Origin of the sequence: Filimonas effusa (assembly GCF_004118675.1) — a bacterium.
In the GTDB taxonomy this organism is placed as follows: Bacteria; Bacteroidota; Bacteroidia; order Chitinophagales; family Chitinophagaceae; genus Filimonas; species Filimonas effusa.
Window position 1 is genome coordinate 1,214,383 of record NZ_SDHZ01000002.1, and the last position, 22,154, is coordinate 1,236,536.

The following is a 22,154-nucleotide window of genomic DNA, read 5'->3' on the forward strand; positions in this document are numbered from 1 at the left end:
TGGTCTGGCAAGACTGCTTATTCATTAACCAAACTAAACAAAGTTATGCTTTTGAGAGCTCTTTGTAACGCACGCCTATTGTGGCATGTGCTTCTAAACAATTCAATGCTGCGGATCATGAGGTTGACGGTATTTATTCAGCTGGTAGTTTGTCTAACAGCAAGTGCGCGGGTCAATTCCCAGAAACTGACAATGTCTGAAAACAATGTTCCTATCGAAAAGGTATTCAGGATCATTGAAGACCAAACCGGTTATGTGTTTTTTTATGAGTATGCTTTACTGGGTAAGGCTAAGAAAGTAAGCATCAATGTTAAAGATGCTTATCTCTCTGAAGTATTGCAATTGTGCTTTAAAGATCAGCCGCTGAATTATAAGGTGGTAGATAAAACAGTAGTGATAAAGTCGAAAGCCGCCGCCGCCATTGCCATCGTAGAGCAGGCCGCGGCAACGCCGCCCCCGGTACAGGATGTATCGGGCATCATCACCGATGAGGATGGTAACCCGCTGCCCAATGTCGCCGTAAAAGTAAAAGGAACCGAAAAAGGCGCCTCTACTGATAAAAACGGTCATTTCATGATCCGTGGGATAGACCAGAATGCCATTCTCGTGATTTCCTATGTTGGTTATGAAACTACAGAGAAAGCGCTTCAGGGTGCACGTGCGCTGGCTATCCAGATGAAGCCTGTCATCAATGAACTGAACCAGACCGTAGTTATTGGTTACGGCACTACTACGAAAAGAAAAAGCACCGGAAGTATTGCGTCCATTACTTCAGAAGAAATATCGAAACAACCCATTGCCAACCCGCTGAATGCTTTGCAGGGAAGGGTTGCCGGTGCAATTGTTACGCAATCGAATGGCTTACCCGGTGCGAGGGTCACCATACAGATCCGCGGGAACACATCACTTGACCAAACAGGCGCCGGCAACCAGCCTTTATACCTGGTAGATGGTGTTCCGTTCAACATGTATGACAACTCGGTACCTGTTACCAATGACCTTAACTCAAGAGGCAATTTCGCGGCTGCAGGCGGCCTGAGCCCCTTCAGCATTATCAACCCTGCCGAGATTGAAAGGATCGATATCCTGAAGGATGCCGATGCCACTGCCATTTACGGAACCAGGGGCGCCAATGGTGTCGTACTGATCACCACTAAAAAAGGGAAAGCAGGCAAAACCAAATTATCTCTGAACCTGTACCAGGGGCAGGGTAAGGTTGGCCACTTTATTCCCATGATGAACACCCAGCAGTATCTGCAGTTACGCAAAGAAGCGTTTGCGAATGACGGGGTAACACCTACCGCCACGAATGCACCAGACCTGGTAACCTGGGATCAGAACGCTTATACGGACTGGCAGGACAGGTACCTGGGCGGTACTGCCAGCACAACAGACGTACAGGCTACTGTATCCGGAGGTGATCAGCGGACCAGGTTCCTGTTAAATGCAGGTTACCACCGTGAGACACCTGTATTTCCCGGCAGCTATGATGATAAGCGTATCTCCACGCGCATGAACGTTGAGCATAGTTCATTAGACAGAAGATTCAATGCAAACGTATCTATCAACTACGCTTTCAACAATACCAACCTGTTAAGCCGTGACCTGAGTACTTTGTACAACCTGCCTACTAATATGCCGTTGTTCAATGCCGATGGCACTTTATCGTGGAATGCCAATTTCAACAACCCGGAATCGAACCTGCTGGTAAAGTATTTTGGTAAAACGCATAACCTGATGACCAATACCATGCTGCGTTATACCATATTACCAGGGCTGGACATCAAAACAAGTTTCGGTTTCAATAAAATACAACTGAATCAGAACGTACAGGAGCCGGCAGGATCCAAGAATCCACTGACAACAACCGTCAACAATTCTGCTGCATTCACAACCATCGATCAGCAATCTTATATACTTGAACCACAGATCACCTATAACAGGAGTATTTCAAGGGGTAAATTGTCTGCGCTTCTAGGCAGTACTTTCCAGAATTCACTGAACACATCACAACGTAACAGCGCGAGCAACTACAGTTCACCTGCATTGCTGGGCGGCCTTTCCGGTGCCGGTGCGTATGGTACACCTTCGTATGGCTATACCCAGTACAGGTACACTTCCGTATTCGGCAGGCTGAACTACGACTGGGAATCGAAATACTTTTTGAATGCGGTGTTGCGGAGAGATGGTTCTTCCCGTTTTGGTTCGGACAGGAAATTTGGTAATTTCTGGTCTATCGGCGGCGCCTGGGCTTTCAGCAAGGAGAAGTTTGCAGACAACTGGCGCTTCATGTCGTTCGGTAAATTAAGAGCCAGCTATGGCGTTACCGGTAACGACCAGATACAGGACTACCAATACCAGGCATTTTATAACTCTGCGGGCACTTACCAGGGTGGATCTGCACTGGCACCGGACAAGATAGACAATCCTACTTTACAATGGCAAACCACGCGTAAACTTGAATTTGGCCTGGATATGGCATTCTTAAAAGATCGCGTTCAGGTTACAGCAAACTATTACAGGAACACGACACCTAACCAGTTAGGCTACCTGCAATTGTCGCCACAGGCTGGATTCAATTCCTATTCATCGAACTTCGATGCGGTGATCAGGAACAATGGTTTTGAACTGGAAGTGAATGCTGTTATCATAGACAAAAAGGATTTCAGGTGGAATACTGCTTTCAATATTACTGTTCCCAAAACCATTCTCGTTAGTGCAAGCCCTTCTTATTACTACTATAACCAAAGTGTAATAGGACAGCCGCTGGGCGCTGTATTCCGTTATACTTACCAGGGAGTAGATGTTGCTACGGGCAAGCCGCTTTATAAAGATGTAGCTAAAGACAGCCTTACCTTTACTCCCAATTTCAGTACCGACAGGGCGTATATTGGCTATACTGCACCCAAGTACTATGGCGGTATCAACAATAGTTTCAGCTATAAGCAGTTTGAATTAAGCTTCTTCTTCCAGTTCACGAAACAGGATGGTAATATATGGCCCACTTCTGCACCTGGTGTGCTTAGTTCCGGCAACCAGACAACCTATTGGCTCGACAGGTGGACACAAGGCAACCATAATGCTGCTTTACCAAGAGCAACCAGCACCACGACAATCTACTCTGCCTACAGTTCATCTAATGCAGCGTGGGGAGACAACTCCTTCCTTCGCCTGCGCACAGCCAATCTTTCCTATAATTTTCCTTCTGCCCTCACCAGCAAATGGAAGATAGAAAGCATGCGGTTATACCTGCAAGGACAGAACTTATGGTGGACATCGAAGAACAAGTATGTGTATGATCCTGAAACAGGAACCTCCATGCCTCCACTGCGTGTTATAACTGCCGGTATCAATGTTACCTTTTAAATGAGAAAGAAGATGAAAATCAGTATATCCAAAATAAAGAACAGCTTATTGTCAACTGCATTGCTGTTATCCTTTGCAGTAACGTCGTGCAAGAAATATGTAGATATAGACAGGCCTCCATCCTCCCTGACACCTGAAGAGGCATTCTCGGATTCTGCAACAGCTACTTCAGCGGTGCTGGGTATTTATGCCGGGATGGCTTCTTCCCGCGAAACAGGCGGGTCCAATGCTGTCAACTACCTGACAACGATCTATGGTGCCATGAGCGCCGACGAAGGTTATTTTTTAACCAATACCACTTTTGATCTATTCAAAGACAACAAGCTGGCTGCAGGCAGCGACCTGATCACTTACTGGTCGGGATTATATACCAGGATTGGAAGGGCTAATTATGTTATAGAGCGTTTGCCCGGCACTACCAATATCTCCGGCAGGCTTAAGAATCAGCTGATGGGTGAAGCCAAGTTCCTGAGAGCCTGGTTCTATTTCCAGCTTGTCAATTATTTTGGTGATGTGCCTTTGATCCTGAATACAAGGGCATTGGAAAACGGGCTGTTACCACGTACCGCATCCGCTACTGTATACCAGCAAATTGTTGCGGACCTTACCGAAGCCAAAGAGCTGCTCACCACCACCTACCCTTCTATTGAAAGGGCCAGGATCAACAAAAATGTGACATCGGCTTTCCTGGCACGGGTTTATTTTTATCTTCAGAACTGGCAGGCCGCTGAAACAGAAGCAACTGCCGTCATAAGTTCCGGCACTTATTCACTGGTATCTAATCTAGACAACGTGTTTCTGAATAACAGCAATGAAACCATCTGGCAGATATCGCTGGTAGCCACCACTACCCCGGCTACTATCTTCGGCGACCAGTTTATTCCTGCCAGCACCACTCCTACTTTTGTATTGTATGATACACTTGCGAATAGTTTCGAGGCTAACGACCAGCGTAAACTCAAATGGGCAAAGGCTATTACCTACTCCGGTAAAACGTACTATTATCCTTACAAATACAAATTACGTAATGCTACTGCAGGTAATGAATATCCTATTCTGCTGAGGTTATCGGAAATGTACCTGATAAGAAGTGAAGCGCTGGCTCAGCAGGAAAACCTGACAGGCGCCCGCCGTGATCTTGATTCCGTACGTAAAAGAGCCGGCCTGTTGCCAACAACAGCTATCGCCAAAGCCGATCTGTTAAAAGCACTGGCACATGAGCGCTGGGTAGAACTGTTCGTTGAATCGGGTGACCGGTGGTTTAACCTGAAACGGCTGAAGCAGGCAACAGAAACGTTAAGCCCTATCAAACCATCGTGGCAGCCATTCCAGCAGCTTTATCCTATTCCTCAATCGGCGATGACGGCGAATCCCAACCTGAAGGACAATGAAGGTTATTTCTAAATCAACACACAATACACCAAACAAACCAATTACTGATGAAACACTTATTTATGACATTGGCCCTTTCGGGCGCAGCCCTGGCTGCGAATGCGCAGGGGCGTGTTGAACAGGACAGTACTATACGGTATTATAACAGGCTGGCAGAAGGCAGCAGTGCAGATAAAGCTTTGCTGGAAAGCAAAATGTACACCCTTTTAAAGAGTGATAACGAGAAGGACTGGCTTATGGCCCGCCGCTTCTTTTTCATCCTCAAGAAGAACAACACCGTCGATTCGCTCAACGAGGCCTGTATCAAACGTTTTCCTTTGGGAGATGTAGCCAGGAATAAAGCGGTGAATGTTGTTTATGAAGAAAAAGACTTAGCTAAAAAAGAAGCCGCTTATAAAGCCTGGGTAGCCAAGTTCCCACCTACCGAACCCAAAGGAAAGAATGATATTACTTATGACTATGCCAGGTATGGCGTAGCAACCGCTTTTGCTGCAGAAGGCAATATTTCCAAGGCTTTGGGGTATGCACACCTGATAGAAAACCCCATATGGAAAGGCGAAGGGCTGGCAGGTACCGCCAATGCCTTACTGAAAGCGGGACATAAAAAAGAAGGTCTCGAATTATATCATGAGGCGCTAAACAGCACAAAACCTTTTTTAGGCAACAGTAAAGTTGACGGCGCCGGTTTCGCTGCCAATAACTTTATATTTTACAACAGCGCTATAGCAGAGGCGCTGTTCAAAGACAATAAGGCTACCGAAGCTTATCCCTATATCAAAACTGCGCATGACAGCGCCAAGGTTTTAAAGCCCGGCGTCAACGCTACCTATTTTGATGTATTGATGGCATTAGGCAAGAAAAAGGAAGCGTTTGAAGTAGCCAAAGAATCGATGACCGAAGGGCAGGCAAGCCCTAAGATGAGGGAAACCCTGAAACAGCTTTATGTTGACGTTAAAGGCTCGGACGCCGGCTATGACGCTTATGTTGCCGAGATTAAAAAAGCAATGTCGGAAAAGATCAGGAAAGATGTTACCCGCAAACTCATAGATCAGCCAGCGCCTGCTATTTCCTTTACCGATGTGAATGGAAAGACAGTTTCACTGGAAGACGTAAAAGGCAAAGTAGTAGTCTTAGACTTCTGGGCTACATGGTGCGGTCCCTGTAAAAGATCTTTTCCTGCTATGAAAATGGCTGTTGAAAAATACAAGGATGATCCCAATGTGAAATTCCTGTTCATTCATACCTGGGAAAAAACAGATAAAGACGCTGCTATTACCAGTGCCAGAAAATATGTAGAAGATCAGAAATACCCCTTCAACATATGGATGGATCTAAAAGATCCCGCTACCGGTTTGAACAATGGTGTAGAAGGATTTAAGGTAAATGCCATACCTGCCAAGTTTGTAATAGACAGGAAAGGTCATATCCGTTTCTCTATGTCCGGCTTCTCCGGCGGAGATGACGCAGCAGTAGAAGAGCTGTCGACAATGATTGAAATGGCGAGAGGCAAGGGGTAGATACCGGAAAGCATTGAAAAAACAGAAAGCCGCCTCAATACGATGAGGCGGCTTCTTTTTTACTGGTGGTGAACTATTGAATTATTAAGGCAGGCTGAAAAGTTTTACACTAAACACTTTAAAGAAGGCGTTGGTATCCGGCATTTTACCCTGGAAACCAATAGACACCTGCGTAGTCTCTGTGAGTTCGAAGCGGAGAACGTTGGTCGCATTTTTAACAAAGCCATCTTTGGCAATTGTTCCGGTTGCCACGTTGGCAATATCCGGCAGGGTTGTTCCTTTTGCTACGGAAACATATCTCTCCCCGCCATCGCAGTCGCCCGTTACAAACTCAAAAGAGTAACGGCCGGCAGGCAATGTTATCGTTTGATAAATCTTGCCGTTAGGTACAGTCGGCAGCCCCCATCCTGCTTCTATAGAAAGAGACGGACCTGGAAGCCATGAACCAGCATCCAAGCCACCTTTGCCATTTGCATTCTTCACGTCATTGGAAACGGTCCAGTCGGCAGGAATACGCCACCTGTCGGTACCACCGTCAGAATTCTTGAAGCTGGGACCAGGATTTTTCAGGTACTGTGAAGTGATTTCCGCTCTTACCCCTACGCTTTGGTAACCGCTATAAAAAGTATCGATTGCCAACGTATCGGGAAGGAACACAGTACGGTAAGTGAACTTAGTTCCTGCTTTAAAGTTTTTCAAAACAGTTTTTGTGTCTGTTCTGGCGGCATATACCTTTTTAACAGCATTACTATTATCGGTAAACTCCAACTGAGAGCCCAAGGCACCTGTACTGGCATCGAGTACGTTCCATTGAACGGTTACGGAATCACCAGCCATTTCCGCCAGCTTCACCGTACGGTTAAGCAGCAGGCTTTTATACACAGCTCCATATACCCTTCCGGCCACAGTTACATCTACGGACCTGTTACCATACTTATCGAAAGTAACGAGGGTAAAGCTTTTCACAGCTTCTTCCATATTCTTAAGAATGGCGCGGATGGTATCTACACCTGAGGTACGGGTTACAGGCACGACCATGGAGTCGGCCTTATTATTCCAATAGATACGCAGTTGTGTTATTTTAGGATCGGCAATAAGTAATCCCGAGATCATTAGTCTGCCATCGCCCGGGTGTGCTTTTACGGAATCTATTTTACCGGCATAGGTGATGGTACCATTACCCAGGTAGTTTTCTTTATAATCGTCCATCTTCCTGCAAGCGGCCATTGCCAGCAGCAGGCAGCAAAACAATATCGTTTTATTTATTTTATTACGTGTATTCATTTTAATACGGTTAAACAGTTTATAATGGTTTACCCCAGACAGATATTTCGCAGCCGGTAAGAGTTTGTCTCAGGCCACTCCAGTTATACCTATGTCTTATTCTCAAGTAACGCACTGCCGGCGCAGTAATAGGAATTTCCCAGCTACTGCCTGCCTGTCCGGCAGCCACGTCGTCGGAGTTTTCCGTACCATATGGCAGACCTGAAGGTTTGGTTTCGCGGCATTCTACGAGTTTGGTCCAGCCATTCCAGCTACCATCGGGAGAAGGGTTATTAGTGCCCCAGAGCTCATACACCTTCATACTTGCGTTTTCGAAATAGCGGGGATCGGGGTAATGCCACCATGTAAAGCGGCTTAGCTGTGCTTTAACGCCCATATCGAAAGTGAACCATACGCCGTTGGTGGTATCTGTAATGGTTTCGTAAGTACAGGCTGCGGAGCCCCAGCCGCTGTAGACGCCATCCCAGAGATTACGCATCTGTCGGCCATAAGCATTCAAAGCGAGATCGCCTGGAAGCAGGTATTCGGCAAAACCCGATTTAGGGATCAATGTTTCGTAAAGCGGGGAGAGATCGGCAAAAATGGTATCGCTCTGATTCTGGAACTGATCCCTGATGTAGAATGCAAAGCTTTTTTTAGTAGTATCCATGCCACGGATAGACTGGTTAATATCTTTGAGAGAGCTATATACAGCACTATACTGTTTCCACTGGCCATATTGATCTTTCAGAAGAATAATAATAGAAAGCGCTTTAGCATCGGGATTCGTTGTACGTATATTAATGCCACCGAATGTGGGGGCTACCTTCAGGCTATCGAAGGAAGAAAGGTAAGCGGGCATCAACGGTTTTACCATTACCTTATATGGCTGAGACGGCACTTCACTTCTGTTCACCGCATATAAAGTCACCTCTGTTGCCGCTGTATCTTTAAAGCCATCTACCAGGAGGTTATTGGTGTAAAACGAAGCTTTTGCTTCCCTGGTGACACCAGGCCGGATCTGGTAAACGGCTTTCACGTATAACAGATCTTCGTCGGTGGGCAGTGTATAAGTGATACGGGCCTCTCCTTTCATATTTTGCACGGTAGCATTGGTTACCGGGCCTGGCGGGGTACCGTTATGCTCCAGCGGGCCAATGATCGTTGAGTTTTTACAGGCAGCCAGTCCAAGGAGCAGGCAACCTATCGAAAAATATTTAAATGATTTCATTTTTCAAACATTTTGAATGTGATTCAATAGCTGTGAAGCCTACTACCAACCGGTGTTCTGTACCAGGTTGGGGTTTACTGATATTTCATATTCCCGGATAGGCCAGAAATAGTCTCTTGGTGCAATAAACTTCTGGCTATACAGGTTCACCACACGATAGTAATCGGCTGGTGCTTCCTGGGTGCGATCCCAACCTGTAACAGGCTTATTAAGTTCTACCACTGCCTGCTTCCAGCGACGCAGGTCCCACAGGCGGCTGCCTTCAAATGCCAGCTCAATCAGTCTTTCCTGCTGCACTATGGAACGGAGGCCTTCTTTGGTATTGGGTTTATTGGGGCTGTTCGAATAATTCGTCCATGATTCCTGTACACCTTTCAAGCCAGCTCTTTCCCTTACTTTATCGAGGTAGGTATATACATCAGCTGAGGGGCCTGAAAATTCATTCAGCGCTTCCGCGTATAAGAGATAGAGATCGGCCAGCCTTATCATAGGCCAGGGATAGTTCTCTGATGTAGCGGCATTAACAGTACCGGAGAATGCAAATTTCCAATTGACCAGTTTTTTGATCCAGTAACCGCTCATATTGATGTAGTCGGTGTTCACCTCGTTCATGATCTGGCCTTTCCTGGCTTTCACGTTATAGGTGGCGCTATCGCTGTTGGTAGGACTGTTCTGCATGTACCAGATACTGCCATCGAAAGCCAGATCGGCATAGAAACGTGGTTCCCTGTCGAAGTTAAGCCTGGCGGTCTGATAACCTTCTATGAGGTTGAAGCGTTCGCCATGCTTAGCCGTACGCAGCTCGGTAAAGTTAGAGTAGTCGTAATTCCTGTCTTCATTGATAGGCACCCCATGATCGGTATAGAACAGCTGTGCCATTTTCATAGTAGCGCAGAGCTGGTTGTAGGCTGCGAGGTTAATAGGCTTGGTTGGATCTATCTGGCCCATACAGATGCTCTGAATATAGTCGGGTCCCTGGCTGATGAGCGACACGTTACGAGTAGAACCCCAAACCAGTTCACTATTCCAGCGTTCGCATACGGCGTTACGGATACTCATTTGTGTACGTGTAGTATCGGTCATTTTATTTAAGCCGATAAACTTGTACAAGCTGAAACCTGCTTCGTGCGCAATGTCGATAGCGGCTTTTGCAGCATCGGCAGCGCGTTTCCATTTGTTTGCATCATAGCTGGTATTAAAGAGCTGTGTCCCATCATGGTTTTTCAGTGAAGCGAAATCGTTGTTACCATTAAAAAGCGGGCTGGCGGCCATTACCAGCAGGCGTGCCTTCATCGCCAGGGCGATAGGCTTCGTGATCCTACCAGCTTCGTTGGCTACGTCTATGATCTTCAGCGGCAGCTTGTCAGCAGCTTTGTCGAGCAAGTTGGAGATATAAGTTACCACTGAATCAACCGGGGCTCTCTTAAGCCTTACCTGATCGGGCGTAGAAGAGATAGGCAATGCCACATCTGCGATAATGATTGGTCCATAGTTCCGAAGCAGGTAGAAGTGATAATAGGCTTTAAGGAATTCTACCTCACCCAGCCAGCGGGTACGTAAATCGGGTTCCAGATCGTACACCTTGGCGGTATTGCTTACGTTCTCGAGGAAGATATTACAATGCCTGATACCTGCATACAAACCATTGGTACCGTCCCAATAGTTTGAATAGGGGTTCACTTTGTTCTGGTTTCCTTTAGCGATATCCCAAACGGTATTATTAAAGAACACGCCCTCTCTAGGCAGCCAGCATTCATCGCCTGCCATAAATCCGAGCGACGTGACCGGTTGATTTTCTGTTGGCAGGAAGGAATAGCAGGTAAACAGATATTTTTCCGCTTCACGTTTTAAGGTAAAAGCATTGTCTATTGTTACGATGTTATCGGGAACGACGTCCAGATATTTTTTACAGCCTGCAATTCCTGCTACAGAAAGCACGGCGGCCATATAAGCGAGGCATTTATTTATAAAAAGTTTATTCTTGATCATATGAAGCATTTTTGAATCCATTTATTCATTCAGGTTACAGAGAAAGGCGGATACCCATGTTATAGGTTCTTTGAACCGGGTAACCCAGGCCATTACCTCCCATTTCAGGATCCCACATTTTAAATTTGCTTAGTACAAACAAGTTGGTTCCGTTTACATACAGACGGCCGCCTCTTAATTTTGTAAGGCGCAACAATGTTTTAGAGAAGTTATAACCCAGTTCCACGTTTTTGCAGCGTATAAAGGTGCCATTACGCAGCCACCATGTAGAAGTCTGGTTATTATTAGCGATAAAGGTTTCGCTTAACCGGGGCCATAGCGCGTACAGATTGCGATTATCTTCACTCCAATGGTCGTTGGCAATTACCTGTAGTAAGCCGTTCTGGGCGGCACCATTGGGCATATTGTTTTTGTTCAGTACAAACGGAGCAATATTCTCTGAATTAATAAAGAAAGAAACACGGGCAGCTCCCTGGAAGAATGCGCTGATATCAAAACTCTTATATCCGAAAGAGAAGCCTGTTCCATAAACAATTTCCGGATCGGTAGGCAGTCCTATAGGAACCCGGTCGTTATTAGTGATCTGCCCATCGCCATTAACATCGCGGTATTTAATGTCGCCGCCCTTGTACACGCCGTAATTCTGGTAGGGAGAATTCGCCACTTCAATATCATCTACAAACAAACGCTCTGCAATCAATCCCCATTGCTGTTTAATAGGGTGTCCGATAAGGGAAAGATGTTTTTCATTATCTCCATAAGCGGGTTCTTCGTATTTAGAGCGTTTTGAAGTAGCATACGTAAAGTTAGTACGCAGCTGCAGCCAGGTTTCGTTCCTAAAAGATTTTGTATACTCCAGAGAGAAGTCGACCCCCTGTGCGGTAGCTTCACCTACGTTTGCCTTAATGGAGGACTGTAAGCCCATGGATGAAGGAATGTAGGAGCGATCCATGAGTATGTTTGTTTGTTTACGTCTCCAGTATTCGGTAACGACATTAAATCCTTTAAAGATGGAGAATTCAAGGCCATAGTTCTGCGTATAAGCCTTTTCCCAGGTAATATCGAAGTTCTCATAGCGGCTGATGCCTATGCCTGGTCTATAATAGCCGGTGTTATTACCAAAGGTAGCCCCCCTGTCGCCATTATTCAGATTGACTTCGGACAGGTAATAGAACCTGTCGCGCTGAGAGCCGATCTGATCATTACCAACAAGGCCATAAGAAGCTCTTACACGAAGAGAAGAAACAACATCTTTAAGTCCTTCGAAGAAATTTTCATTAGAGATATTCCAGGCAACCCCTGCCGAAGGGAAGAAGCCGAAACGGTTATTCTGAGCAAAACGTTCAGAGCCGTTATAGCCAAAATTAAATTCGGCCATATAGCGGTTGTCGTACCCGTAGGTAAATCTACCGGAAACGCCCTGATTCCTGTAAGGCAGGGACAATTGCAATTTTTCGGCCTGTGTTGGAGGAGGATTCAAACTAGAACCGGGATTGCCTTCGAGGTAGTTATTAAAGAGCGTTATCAGCATGCCTCCGATAGCATGTTTACCTCCGAACGTGCGGGAGTAATTGAGCGCCGCTTCCATGTATGTACGTGCGTTTTGCGACTTAACCCCTTCCTGGTAGTTCAGATATTCTGTACCTTCTGTAATACGTGCCAGCGTAACTGTTTTTCCACCATCAACCGTATTTGCCTGGTAATAGAACGGGTTATACTGACGTGTTACATCGAAATATGAATAGCGATTGGTGTAAGCCATAACGCGGCCGGTAAGGCCTGGCGTAATCCATCCGAAATCCTGCTTCAGTTCGAGCTGTGCCAGCATGGTTGAAGAGTTATATTCTTTATAACCTCTTACTGAATTAGCAAAGGGGTTTAAATAGAGCTGGCTTGGGTCATAGTATCCTGTAGTAGAGTTTGCCTGTCCTCCTGGCCATGGTGAATTTCCAAACAGCGGGTGTGTTACCTGGGGCAGAAAACTCTTTGGATATACTGCGGGGAACATTACGGGGTTGCTCCATAAAACCTGATTAAACACGGCACCCCCTCCGTCCACTGGTCCGCGGTAGTCATCGAACTGTCCATAAACCCTGATAATAGCTTCTGTAGTTTTTGTCAACTGCAGGTTCACATTGGAGCGGACAGAATAGTTTTTCAGTTTGATGTTGCTATTAAAGTTATTCATATCCGCCACTTTCAGCACACCATTGTCAATGTTATATGTACCGGATACGTAGAACCTTGCCGTTTTCGTTCCGCCCTGGATGTCGAGGTTATAGCGCTGGTTTACGGTACGGTCTTTAATCATCATTTTAATCCAGTTGTTACTGGGATAAATAAGCGGGTTATCCCCTTTTATCGTACCGTCTATTTTAGTCTGGCTATAAGGAATTGGCGCCAGTGGGTTGCGTGTAAGCGCCGCTTCATTCGCCAGCTTCATGTAAGTGATGTTATCGGCGAATTTGAAGTTTTTGGTATTACCTGAAATAGAGTTTTCGCCGCGGAAGTTGAACTGGGTTTTACCTTCTGCCCCGGATTTGGTTGTTACCAGCACCACTCCATTTGCGCCACGGGCACCGTATACCGAAGTAGCGGTAGCATCTTTCAAGATAGAGAATGCAGCGATATCATCGGGCTGCAGGCGGGCCAGGTCGTTTGTACTGCTTTCCATACCATCGATGAGGATCAGCGGATCAATTTTACCACCGGAGGAGAAAGAGGTTACCCCCCTGATAAAGAATGAAGCGTTGTCTGCTCCGGGCTCGCCGGTACGCTGGTAAGAGATCATACCCGAAAGCCGCCCGGCCAGCATGGTTGTAAGGTTACTGGTAGGGCCTTTCAGCTCTTTAGGGTTGATAGAAGTGATAGCACTTACCATGCTTGATTTCTTTTGTCTGCCGCCAAAGGAAACCACTACCACATCATCGAGCGAGGATGCCGTACGTTTCATGATAATGCGCAATTTGCTTTCGCCTTTTATCTCCAGTTCCTGTTTTTCAAAGCCTATGCTATTAAAGACCAAGGTTCCATTTGCGGGTACTTTAATGCTAAAGCGTCCCGACTGGTCGGAAGTAGTACCGCGCGAGGGGTCCGATTTCAAGGTAATGGATACATTGTCCATAAGAACGGCCGAGTCGGATACTATAGTACCGGTGACCGTAATATCCTGTGCCATTCCCCTAAGAGAAAAGCACAGCACCAGCAAAAAGGTCATCAACCTGAGTGACCATCTGGGTTTTCGTTGTCTTTCTTTCATACGCATACTTTCGTTATTGAAAATGTTTATTGCCATAAGACCATAGAACTTCCCTTATGCTTTTGTACATGAAAAGCATTGCAGGTCATTCTTATTACTTAATACTTAAGGGAACTCAGCAAGTATCAAGCAGTTAGTTATCTCAAAAAAGTTCACAATTCCGTAGTCAATTCAAAGCCAGCCGTTCATTTCTTCAGTTTATCCAACACCGGTTTTTCCAGTGCATTCAGTTTATCAACCGAGGGTTTCAGCATTTCGAACACCACCAGTTCATTCTTCCCTTTCTTCAGCCATTCGGCAGGTACATATAATGTTTGCTGAGGGCCTATTTCCCAGTACCTTCCCAGGTGATGGCCATTGATCCAGGCGCAGCCTTTACCCCATTGGCTCATATCGAGATAAGTATCACCGGTTTCTGACAAATTGAATTCAGCTTTTCTGAAAACGGGCTGGCCGTTCGCAGCGTTACCGTAGGTAATATTATCAATGGCGGACATTGGCAAGGAGAACATTTCCCAGTTCAGCAATTCTTTTCCGTTCAGCAAGACATTACCAACAATACCTTTTTCATTTTTCAGCAGGTTGGGACCGAAGTTGATCCTTCCCATATTTTCGACCAGGATGTCGATGGTTTGTGTGCCCGGATCCAGCTTCAGCCAAAGGCTATCCTGTTTCTTCATCCGGTCGAGCACGCCTTGTTTTTTCCCATTCACAAAAACCAGGGCGTAATCGCGCAAGCCATTTACAGCAAGCATTCCGGCGGCTGCATTTTTTACTGTTGTACGGTATAATACATAACCATAAGCCTGCCCGAGTTTTTCAAACGAAAGCGGCGATGTGGCATTCACCGGTTGGGGAAGGTTTTTAAACAAGCTTACTGCCTGTTTAAGTATGATTTCCGGAATGGCTATTGTTTTTTTAGCAGGCGGCACTGCAGGAAGCGGCGCTGCGGTATATTTCTGTATCACCGAGCGAAACAGCTGAAATTTATGGGTGGCGTTACCGGCTTCATTCAATGGCGCATCATAATCGTAGCTGCTGGTTTGCGGTTCATAGAAGGAAGTGTCGTAACAATTGGCCCCATTCATAAAACCGCGGGTAGTACCTCCGTGGAACATATACATGTTCACCGACATACCGGCAGCCAGCAATGTATCGAGTTCGGCTGCATATTTTTCGGCGGATACAGTATGATGCGGTTCGCCCCACCAGTCGAACCAGGCAGGATACCATTCGGCCACGATGAAAGGCCCTTTGCCGTTATGGTGTTGCCGGATAATAGATTCGATGGTTGCGGGGTTCATAACGCCGTTCACTGCAGGCAGCAAACCGGGTAACGTTCCTTTAGCTATATCTTTTGCGGGGTCGCAGGTGTACAGCATTCCATCGAAACCTGCTTCGATGAACATATCCCTGTTGATGGCGAGGTATTCTTTATCGCTGCCATAGGAGCCGTATTCATTTTCGACCTGGATCATTAAGATATTCCCCCCCTTGTTGACCTGTAAGGGCGCCAGCTGGCGGCCCAGTTCAAGAATATATTTTTTATATTCAGCCAGGTACTGTTTTTCCTTACTGCGTACTATCAAACCTTTTTCGTTTTGCAGCCAGTAGGGATAACCACCGAATTCCCATTCAGCACATACATAGGGAGAGGGGCGCAGAATTACCCAGAGACCTTCTTCCTGCGCCATTTTCACAAATGCAGCGATATCGTCGTTCCCGCTGAAGCTGAACTTATCTTTTTCAGGCTCGTGTACATTCCAGAACACATAGGTGCCGATGGTATTAAGTCCCATCGCCTTCGCCATCTGAAGCCGCTGGCGCCAGGCTTCCCTGGGCACACGCGGGTAATGAATTTCACCCGAGATGACCTGGAATGGTTTTCCGTTTAACAGGAACACACTATCACCCAGTGTAAATGTATTTGCAGCCTGTTGTGCACCAGCAGTTATAAAAGCGAGTGTAAGGCAGCATGCCATGGCGATATACTTCAGCCTTGCCATTCCTTTATATATGAGGACTTGTGAACGTTTCATTTACTTCGTTGATTTTTTTGCCAGGCTGTTATTGGATCCTATTACTATTGTTACCACACTTTCGGCGGGCAGCAACATTGAAGCGGCTGCCAAGGATTGTTTTTTAAGGCGGTTTGCAACGTCGGTGACATAGGCAACAGTGCCAGTTCCGGCATTACCGGTCCAGGAAGCCTGTATGGCTTCGGTTCCGGGATTTATGATCACCAACACCATTTTATTGCCTGTTGTATTGGCAAATCCGCTTACATAGATGTTATCGGTATTGGATGTTGTTTCTATTCTTTTCATGCCGGGACGTACGAAACGGCTATAGTTACCAAGCACCCAAAGCATTTTACTATCGGAGAAGCGGCCGTCGGTTTTTTGTTTATCGATGTAAACCAGGCCGTCTTTATAATCGTATGCAGAGATAGAGGTCCACCATTGCCATGCGGCGGCATTGGCGGCAGTAAGATCGGTATGTATCACCCTTGCCATGTACAATGCGGCTTTCATACCTGTATCCTTTTTATTGCCGTTTATTTCGCCGCCATTATCGCCCAGGATACAATATTCAGACTGCCAGAATTCGAGGTTACCGATGGCGCTAACCGTATCCCTTACTGCATTTCTAAGCGTTACTGCTTTGTGCCATGGAGAGGTAGTAAAATAGCTATGGCCTGCAACTACGGGCGCCATAGCAGGAAGGTTTCCGATATAACCAACTGATTCCGGATGGAAGAGCTCTCTCAGTTGCCTGCTTCTCCCGGGTTTATCGCCTTTTTCGACCAGGTACTGAATACTGGCGGCTTCGGGCATAATGAGGCGGGTGCTGAGTTTATTGCGGAGCAGTTCCTCATTAAACGCCCTGGCTATGCCAGTGAGGGCAGAATTAGGATAGGGTGAACCTTCCTGTCCGCCATCGCTCCAATCCCATTGCGGTTCATTTACCGGGCTTATGTAATTGAACGTTACACCTGTAATCTTACGGATGCCCTTAATAACGGCAGCGGTATAACCTGCAAAGTCTTTGAATTTACTGCTATCGATATTACATTGTGCGGCTGTAGCGAATGCTTTTCCATTTTTTGTAAGCCATACGGGCGGGCTATTATAGAAGCCGAGGAATTGTTCTACCCCTCTTTTTTTCGCTGCTTTCAGGAACCAGAGTTGAGATTCTACCTCCCTAGGTTGAAGTTTTTTTCCGGGCACAAAGGCTGCTGCGCGGCGCCACTCGTCCCTGATACTGCTATTCTGTGCCTGTTCCATGCTGCCGGCACCTATGTTATAACGCCATTGCGACAGTCCTATGCCCCTGGGTGAACCATCGGGCAGGGTATCGAGGCTAAAAAACCAGTCGGCGATAGCATTCTTCTTTTCATCGGGCCAGTTACCTACGAATTGGGCCGCCCATGCGTCTGAAGCTCCAAAATTGCTGATGGTTTGAAACGTGTTATTACTATTAACCGCAATAAGCACCTGGCTTATCTGCTGCGACCAAACCGGCTGCATCATACCTGCCAGGCATATGCTGAGACAGTATCTTATATAGAGTTTCATAGTGAGGTTGCTGTAGATAATTAAAACACGGGGCGTTGATCTTTTCCGGCTGAATTTTTACTTATTAAAACCGATCGGACCACGGAAGCCGGTGGCGTTCTGTAGTAGCCGGGGCACCTGGGGGCGATGCCATGGCATGGGGGAAGAAGCAGTTCCTGTTTCATTATGACAAGCAGATTTTTTAAAGCGGCAAAAGTTATTTTCTGTTGTGTTGCTGACAATACAAAATAAAGACTGAACATAGGGGACAAATGGGGGGAAAAACCATGAAATACGGGGGATAATTTCACAAATGGAGACAGCGGATGAAGGGTTGAATGGCAGATAGCAGTAAGAAGGGTAAATTGAACGGGGGTAAAATAGCAGGGGGTATTCGCCCCTGCCGTTTAAACCTCTTTCCGACGGATAGTATTCAGTTCCCGGTTAAATGAGTTACGGTATTTTTTAATATAATCGGAAGGCGTCATTCCAAAGAGTTTTGTGAACTGTTCCCTGAAATAACGGACATCTTCGAACCCTACCTGGAAACCTGCTTCGGTAACATTCATGTTTTCCGTTAGCATGAGCACGGCGGCCCTGCGCAAACGTATGGACCGGATAAATGCGTTCACCGTTTGGCCTGACAGGGCTTTTATACGGGTATAAAGTGCGGAATGGCTCATACCCATGGAGCGGGCAAACGACTTAATATTAAAATCTTCTTTGCCTATACCGGCCTCTACCAACTGGATACATTGTTTCAGAAACTCCTGGTCTTCGACCGGCACCTTAAACGAATTTTCCCTGAGGGTTATACTATTCAGGAAGTATTTGCGCAACTGGCTCCTGTTTTTAAGCAATGTTGCCGCCCGGGCCAACAGGATATCGCTATCGAAAGGTTTTGTAATAAAATCATCTGCCCCTCCGGAAATACCCTGCAGCTTGGTTTCTATCCCAGTAGCCGCAGTAAGGAGGATCACGGGTATATGGCTTAGCTCTTCCGTTTCTTTGATATGGCGGCAAAGTTCAAGTCCATCCATTCCATCCATTGAAATATCGCTTACAATAAGATCCGGCATCCGCTCTTTTGCCAGTTGTAAGGCATCGGCACCATTACTGCTGCCCAAAACCAGGTATTTGTCGGAAAAAAGCCTTAGAAGATAACTTCTGAGCTCTTCATTATCATCCACTATAAGTATAACACTTTTTTCGGTTACGAGGTCATCGACGCTAACGCCGGAAATACGGGAAGCAGCTGCGGGTTTAACTACGTTTGCAACCACTGGCCCGGTTTCGGTGTGAGCAGCTGTATCATCGGCCATCATTTCTTCTACCAGTTCTGTTTTGCCCTGGGGCGTGTGCGGATTATTCGTAGCCTGTTCAATGGCTTCCAGCTGCAGCGGCAGCTTTATAATGAAGGCGGCGCCATTACCTGGTTCGCTCTGACAGGCGATCGTTCCACGGTGTTTTTCAACGAAATTCCTGGAAAGGAATAAGCCAATACCAAAGCCTGTTTTACCGGGCGTTCTGGTACTACCCTGGCCAAACTTTTCGAAAATACGCTCCTGGTCGGCCAGTGCAATACCGGGGCCGGTATCACTGACGCTAATGGTTGCCTGGTCATGAGCCGCTGAAAGCGTAATACGAATAGCTCCGCCATCCGGTGTGAATTTAAAAGCATTGGCTACGAGGTTAAATACCGCTATCTCCAGCTTTTCAAAATCGACGGCGGCAAATACAGGATCACCGGGAGCTTCGAAATGGTAGCGGATATTCTTTTCGCGGGCCAGATTTTTAAAGCACAGGAAAACATCGTTGCAAAGATTTACCAGGTCAACTTTAGAAATCTGCAGCTGGTAAGCGCCGCTATCTGTTTTCCTGAAAAGCAGCAACTGATCTACCAGTCCCAGCAAACGGCGGGCATTGCGATGAGCCGCCGCCAGGTCATCGGCCTGCTGTGCTTTTGCATCGGGATCATTTTTTCCGCTGATCGCTTTTTTAAGCGGGTTGATGATCAATGTTAATGGTGAGCGGAATTCATGGGCAATATTGGTAAACACAGACAACTGGCGTTCTGCGAGTTCTTTTTCCTTTTCGCCTTCGAGGTGTGCAAGTCTCACTTCGTAACGCAGCCTTTCCTGGCGACGTGCATATATAATATAACCATACAGTACTCCTGTCACCATCATAAAGAACAACAGGTAGGCCCACCAGGTGCGGTACCAGGGTGGCAATACCTGCACCTGCAGCAGGCTTGTTTCATTTCCCCAACGGCCGCCATCGTCGGAAACCTTCACTTTAAAAATATAACTGCCTTCATGCAGGCGTGAATAATTGGCGCGGCGTGATTTACCGGTATAGTTCCAGTCTTTGTCCCACCCCTCGAGCAGATACGCATAATTCACTTTATCGCTTCCGCTGTAATTCAAAGCCACGAAGTCGAGGGAAAGATTTGCCTGTTCAAAAGGCAGTCGTATGGAGCGTATACCAGCTTTCCCGGGTGTTCTCTCCAACATATTATCACCTGTAATGGGGTTATTATTCACAGCAATTCCCGATAGTAAAGGCGTTAGTGGAATACTGTGGCCCGAGAGACCTGAAGGTGAAAAGATGTTGAATCCATTGATGCCACCGAACAGGAACTCACCTGAAGACAAAGCCAATCCTGCGTTAAAGCTGAACTGGTTACTTTGCAATCCATCGGACTGAGAGAAGTTCTGAAAAACAGTCTTTGCAGGATCGAACCTGGAGATGCCATTATAGCTGCTCATCCACAAATATCCCTGCTGGTCTTCCAATAAACGCAGCACTGTGTTACTGGGCATTCCATCTTTCTGGGTAAAGCGCTTATAGTTACCGGTTCTACGGTCGAACAATAATAATCCTCCTTCCTGTGTGCCCACCCAAAGTCTGCCGGTTTTATCTTCGAGCAGACTTCGTACCGGATAACCGATGGAATAGACCTGACGGTTATGCGAAAGCGGATCGATACGATACAGGCTGTTGTAGTCGCCCATCCACATATTACCATCCCTGGTCTCTATCATCGACTGGATATCTTTCACTACGGGATCGAACAACTGGAACTGCTGCCATTCGCGGTTAAAGAGATAAAGGCTTCCCTGGTTTGTAGCGCTGGCCCATATATTTTTATGGCTATCCTTATAAAGCAGCCATATATTGGGCTCCTGTTGTTTGGTGACCGGGTTGTAACACGTGAAGCGCTCTATATTACCGGTACCTTTTTTCATCCTGTTAATGCCGCCAGACCAGGTAGAGATCCAGAGATCTTCCTGATCGTCGTAAACCATGCTGGTAATAAAGCTGCTGCTGATATGTGCGGCGGGTATTGTTGAGAAGCTATTATTTTTCCTGTTCCAATAGCGCAGGCCTGCGCCGTCGGTGCCTATCCAGACGTTACCTGATCTGTCTTCGCAAAATGAAAGAATAAAGTTATCGGCCGGGCCGGCGGCATTATTGTATTTAATATGTGTAAAGAATTTGCCTGCAGGTTCCATTACGCTAATACCTCCTCTCAGCGTAGCAAACCATTTGCGGCCATCGCGGTCTTCAAAGATCGACCATACTGCGTTGCTTTTAACCAGGGGTGTTACAAGGTTCCCTTTCAAAGGAGTGGCTTTGGCTGTGCCATAGGGCAATTGCCAAACGCCTGCGCCATCGGTACCAAGCAGCAGACTGCCCTGTTTTTCGACCAGCACATTCACAACACTATGATGGGGCGGCAGGAAACCAGACAGTAAAGCTCCTGTTTTGGATTCCAGGCAATACAAGCCATCATTGGTACCAAGCCATAACCTGCCAGTGCTATCTTTCCTGATACAGGTAGTCTGTGTCAACTGTGTATTTACTGCCCGAAGCTCCGCTGTTTTGCTATTGAAGAAGTACAATCCCTTTTTGTCGATAAAAATCCAGGCTTCATGGTCCGACACCGGCTCAATGCCGGAAACGTTGTACCGGTAAGACTTTTTGCTGCCGGCAACCAATGGCACCTGTTCGCCGGTATGCGTGGCCCCCTGCCTGAACAACAGTAGTCCAAGATTGTGCGAACCTACGAGTAAGGCGTTGTTACCAAGCGCTTTAACATGATGTACGATATCGGAAACAGGTTCTGCGCTGGTTTTGCCTGCAGGTGTATACCACAGGCGTGAGAATTTTGACCTGGCTGCGTTAAAAACACTGACGCCAATCTGGCCGCCTACGAACAGGTTATTGGCGGCATCACCGGTTATACAATAAATACTGTTGCTCAGCAAAGAGTTGGTATCCCCGATATTATTCCTGTACACTTCAAAATCGTAACCATTGTAGCGGTTAAGGCCATCGTAGGTACCGAACCACATATATCCCTGCGCATCCTGGTAGATATTCATTACCGAATTATTAGAGAGGCCCTGGCCGATATCGAGGTAACGCACCGCATAATCCTGTGACAGCAGGATAAATGGATTCAGCAGACATATAAGCAATAGCCTATACCATCCGGGGGGGAAGAGCGACATAAGCAACAAAAGTTAGAATGCTAAATATAGGGAATAGATGGTAGAGTGGCGGATGGCAGA

10 protein-coding genes are annotated in these 22,154 nt (G+C 46.6%); 3 read left to right on the top strand and 7 right to left on the bottom strand.

Annotated features, from left to right (window positions below; all coding sequences use genetic code 11):
• Window positions 1–192 precede the first annotated feature (192 nt).
• Genes ESB13_RS16180 through ESB13_RS16190 form a run of 3 tightly spaced genes read left to right on the top strand, consistent with a single transcriptional unit; the run spans window position 193 to window position 6,275 of the window.
• Entirely contained in the window at window positions 193–3,366 is a 3,174-nt protein-coding gene (locus ESB13_RS16180) for a SusC/RagA family TonB-linked outer membrane protein (protein ID WP_164974241.1), read from the top strand.
• A gap of 12 nt (window positions 3,367–3,378) precedes the next feature.
• The gene (locus ESB13_RS16185) at window positions 3,379–4,770 is read left to right on the top strand and encodes a RagB/SusD family nutrient uptake outer membrane protein (RefSeq protein WP_164974242.1); all 1,392 of its coding nucleotides are present in this window, start codon (window positions 3,379–3,381) and stop codon (window positions 4,768–4,770) included.
• Between the two features lie 35 nt (window positions 4,771–4,805).
• The gene (locus ESB13_RS16190; RefSeq protein ID WP_129004675.1) at window positions 4,806–6,275 is read left to right on the top strand and encodes a TlpA family protein disulfide reductase; all 1,470 of its coding nucleotides are present in this window, start codon (window positions 4,806–4,808) and stop codon (window positions 6,273–6,275) included.
• A gap of 84 nt (window positions 6,276–6,359) precedes the next feature.
• Here the strand turns inward: ESB13_RS16190 and ESB13_RS16195 are convergent, their stop codons facing one another.
• The 7 genes from ESB13_RS16195 to ESB13_RS16225 all read right to left on the bottom strand — a co-directional run bounded on the left by ESB13_RS16195 (window position 6,360) and on the right by ESB13_RS16225 (window position 22,094).
• On the bottom strand, window positions 6,360–7,559 hold the full coding sequence (locus tag ESB13_RS16195; protein WP_129004676.1) for a DUF4998 domain-containing protein: 1,200 nt from the start codon (window positions 7,557–7,559) through the stop codon (window positions 6,360–6,362).
• Window positions 7,560–7,578: 19 nt separating this feature from the next.
• Window positions 7,579–8,769, bottom strand: a complete 1,191-nt coding sequence (locus ESB13_RS16200; protein WP_129004677.1) for a DUF5000 domain-containing lipoprotein — start codon at window positions 8,767–8,769, stop codon at window positions 7,579–7,581.
• 42 nt (window positions 8,770–8,811) lie between these two features.
• Window positions 8,812–10,758 (bottom strand): RagB/SusD family nutrient uptake outer membrane protein, encoded by a 1,947-nt coding sequence (locus ESB13_RS16205; protein WP_246022580.1) that lies wholly within the window; start codon window positions 10,756–10,758, stop codon window positions 8,812–8,814.
• Between the two features lie 34 nt (window positions 10,759–10,792).
• Window positions 10,793–14,053 (bottom strand): SusC/RagA family TonB-linked outer membrane protein, encoded by a 3,261-nt coding sequence (locus tag ESB13_RS16210; protein WP_246022581.1) that lies wholly within the window; start codon window positions 14,051–14,053, stop codon window positions 10,793–10,795.
• Between the two features lie 149 nt (window positions 14,054–14,202).
• Entirely contained in the window at window positions 14,203–16,056 is a 1,854-nt protein-coding gene (locus ESB13_RS16215; protein WP_246022582.1) for a glycoside hydrolase family 35 protein, read from the bottom strand.
• The gene (locus ESB13_RS16220; protein ID WP_246022583.1) at window positions 16,057–17,595 is read right to left on the bottom strand and encodes a glycoside hydrolase; all 1,539 of its coding nucleotides are present in this window, start codon (window positions 17,593–17,595) and stop codon (window positions 16,057–16,059) included. It abuts the gene before it with no gap.
• A 386-nt stretch (window positions 17,596–17,981) separates the two neighbouring features.
• Window positions 17,982–22,094, bottom strand: a complete 4,113-nt coding sequence (locus ESB13_RS16225) for a hybrid sensor histidine kinase/response regulator transcription factor (protein WP_129004678.1) — start codon at window positions 22,092–22,094, stop codon at window positions 17,982–17,984.
• Between the last annotated feature and the right edge of the window lie 60 nt (window positions 22,095–22,154).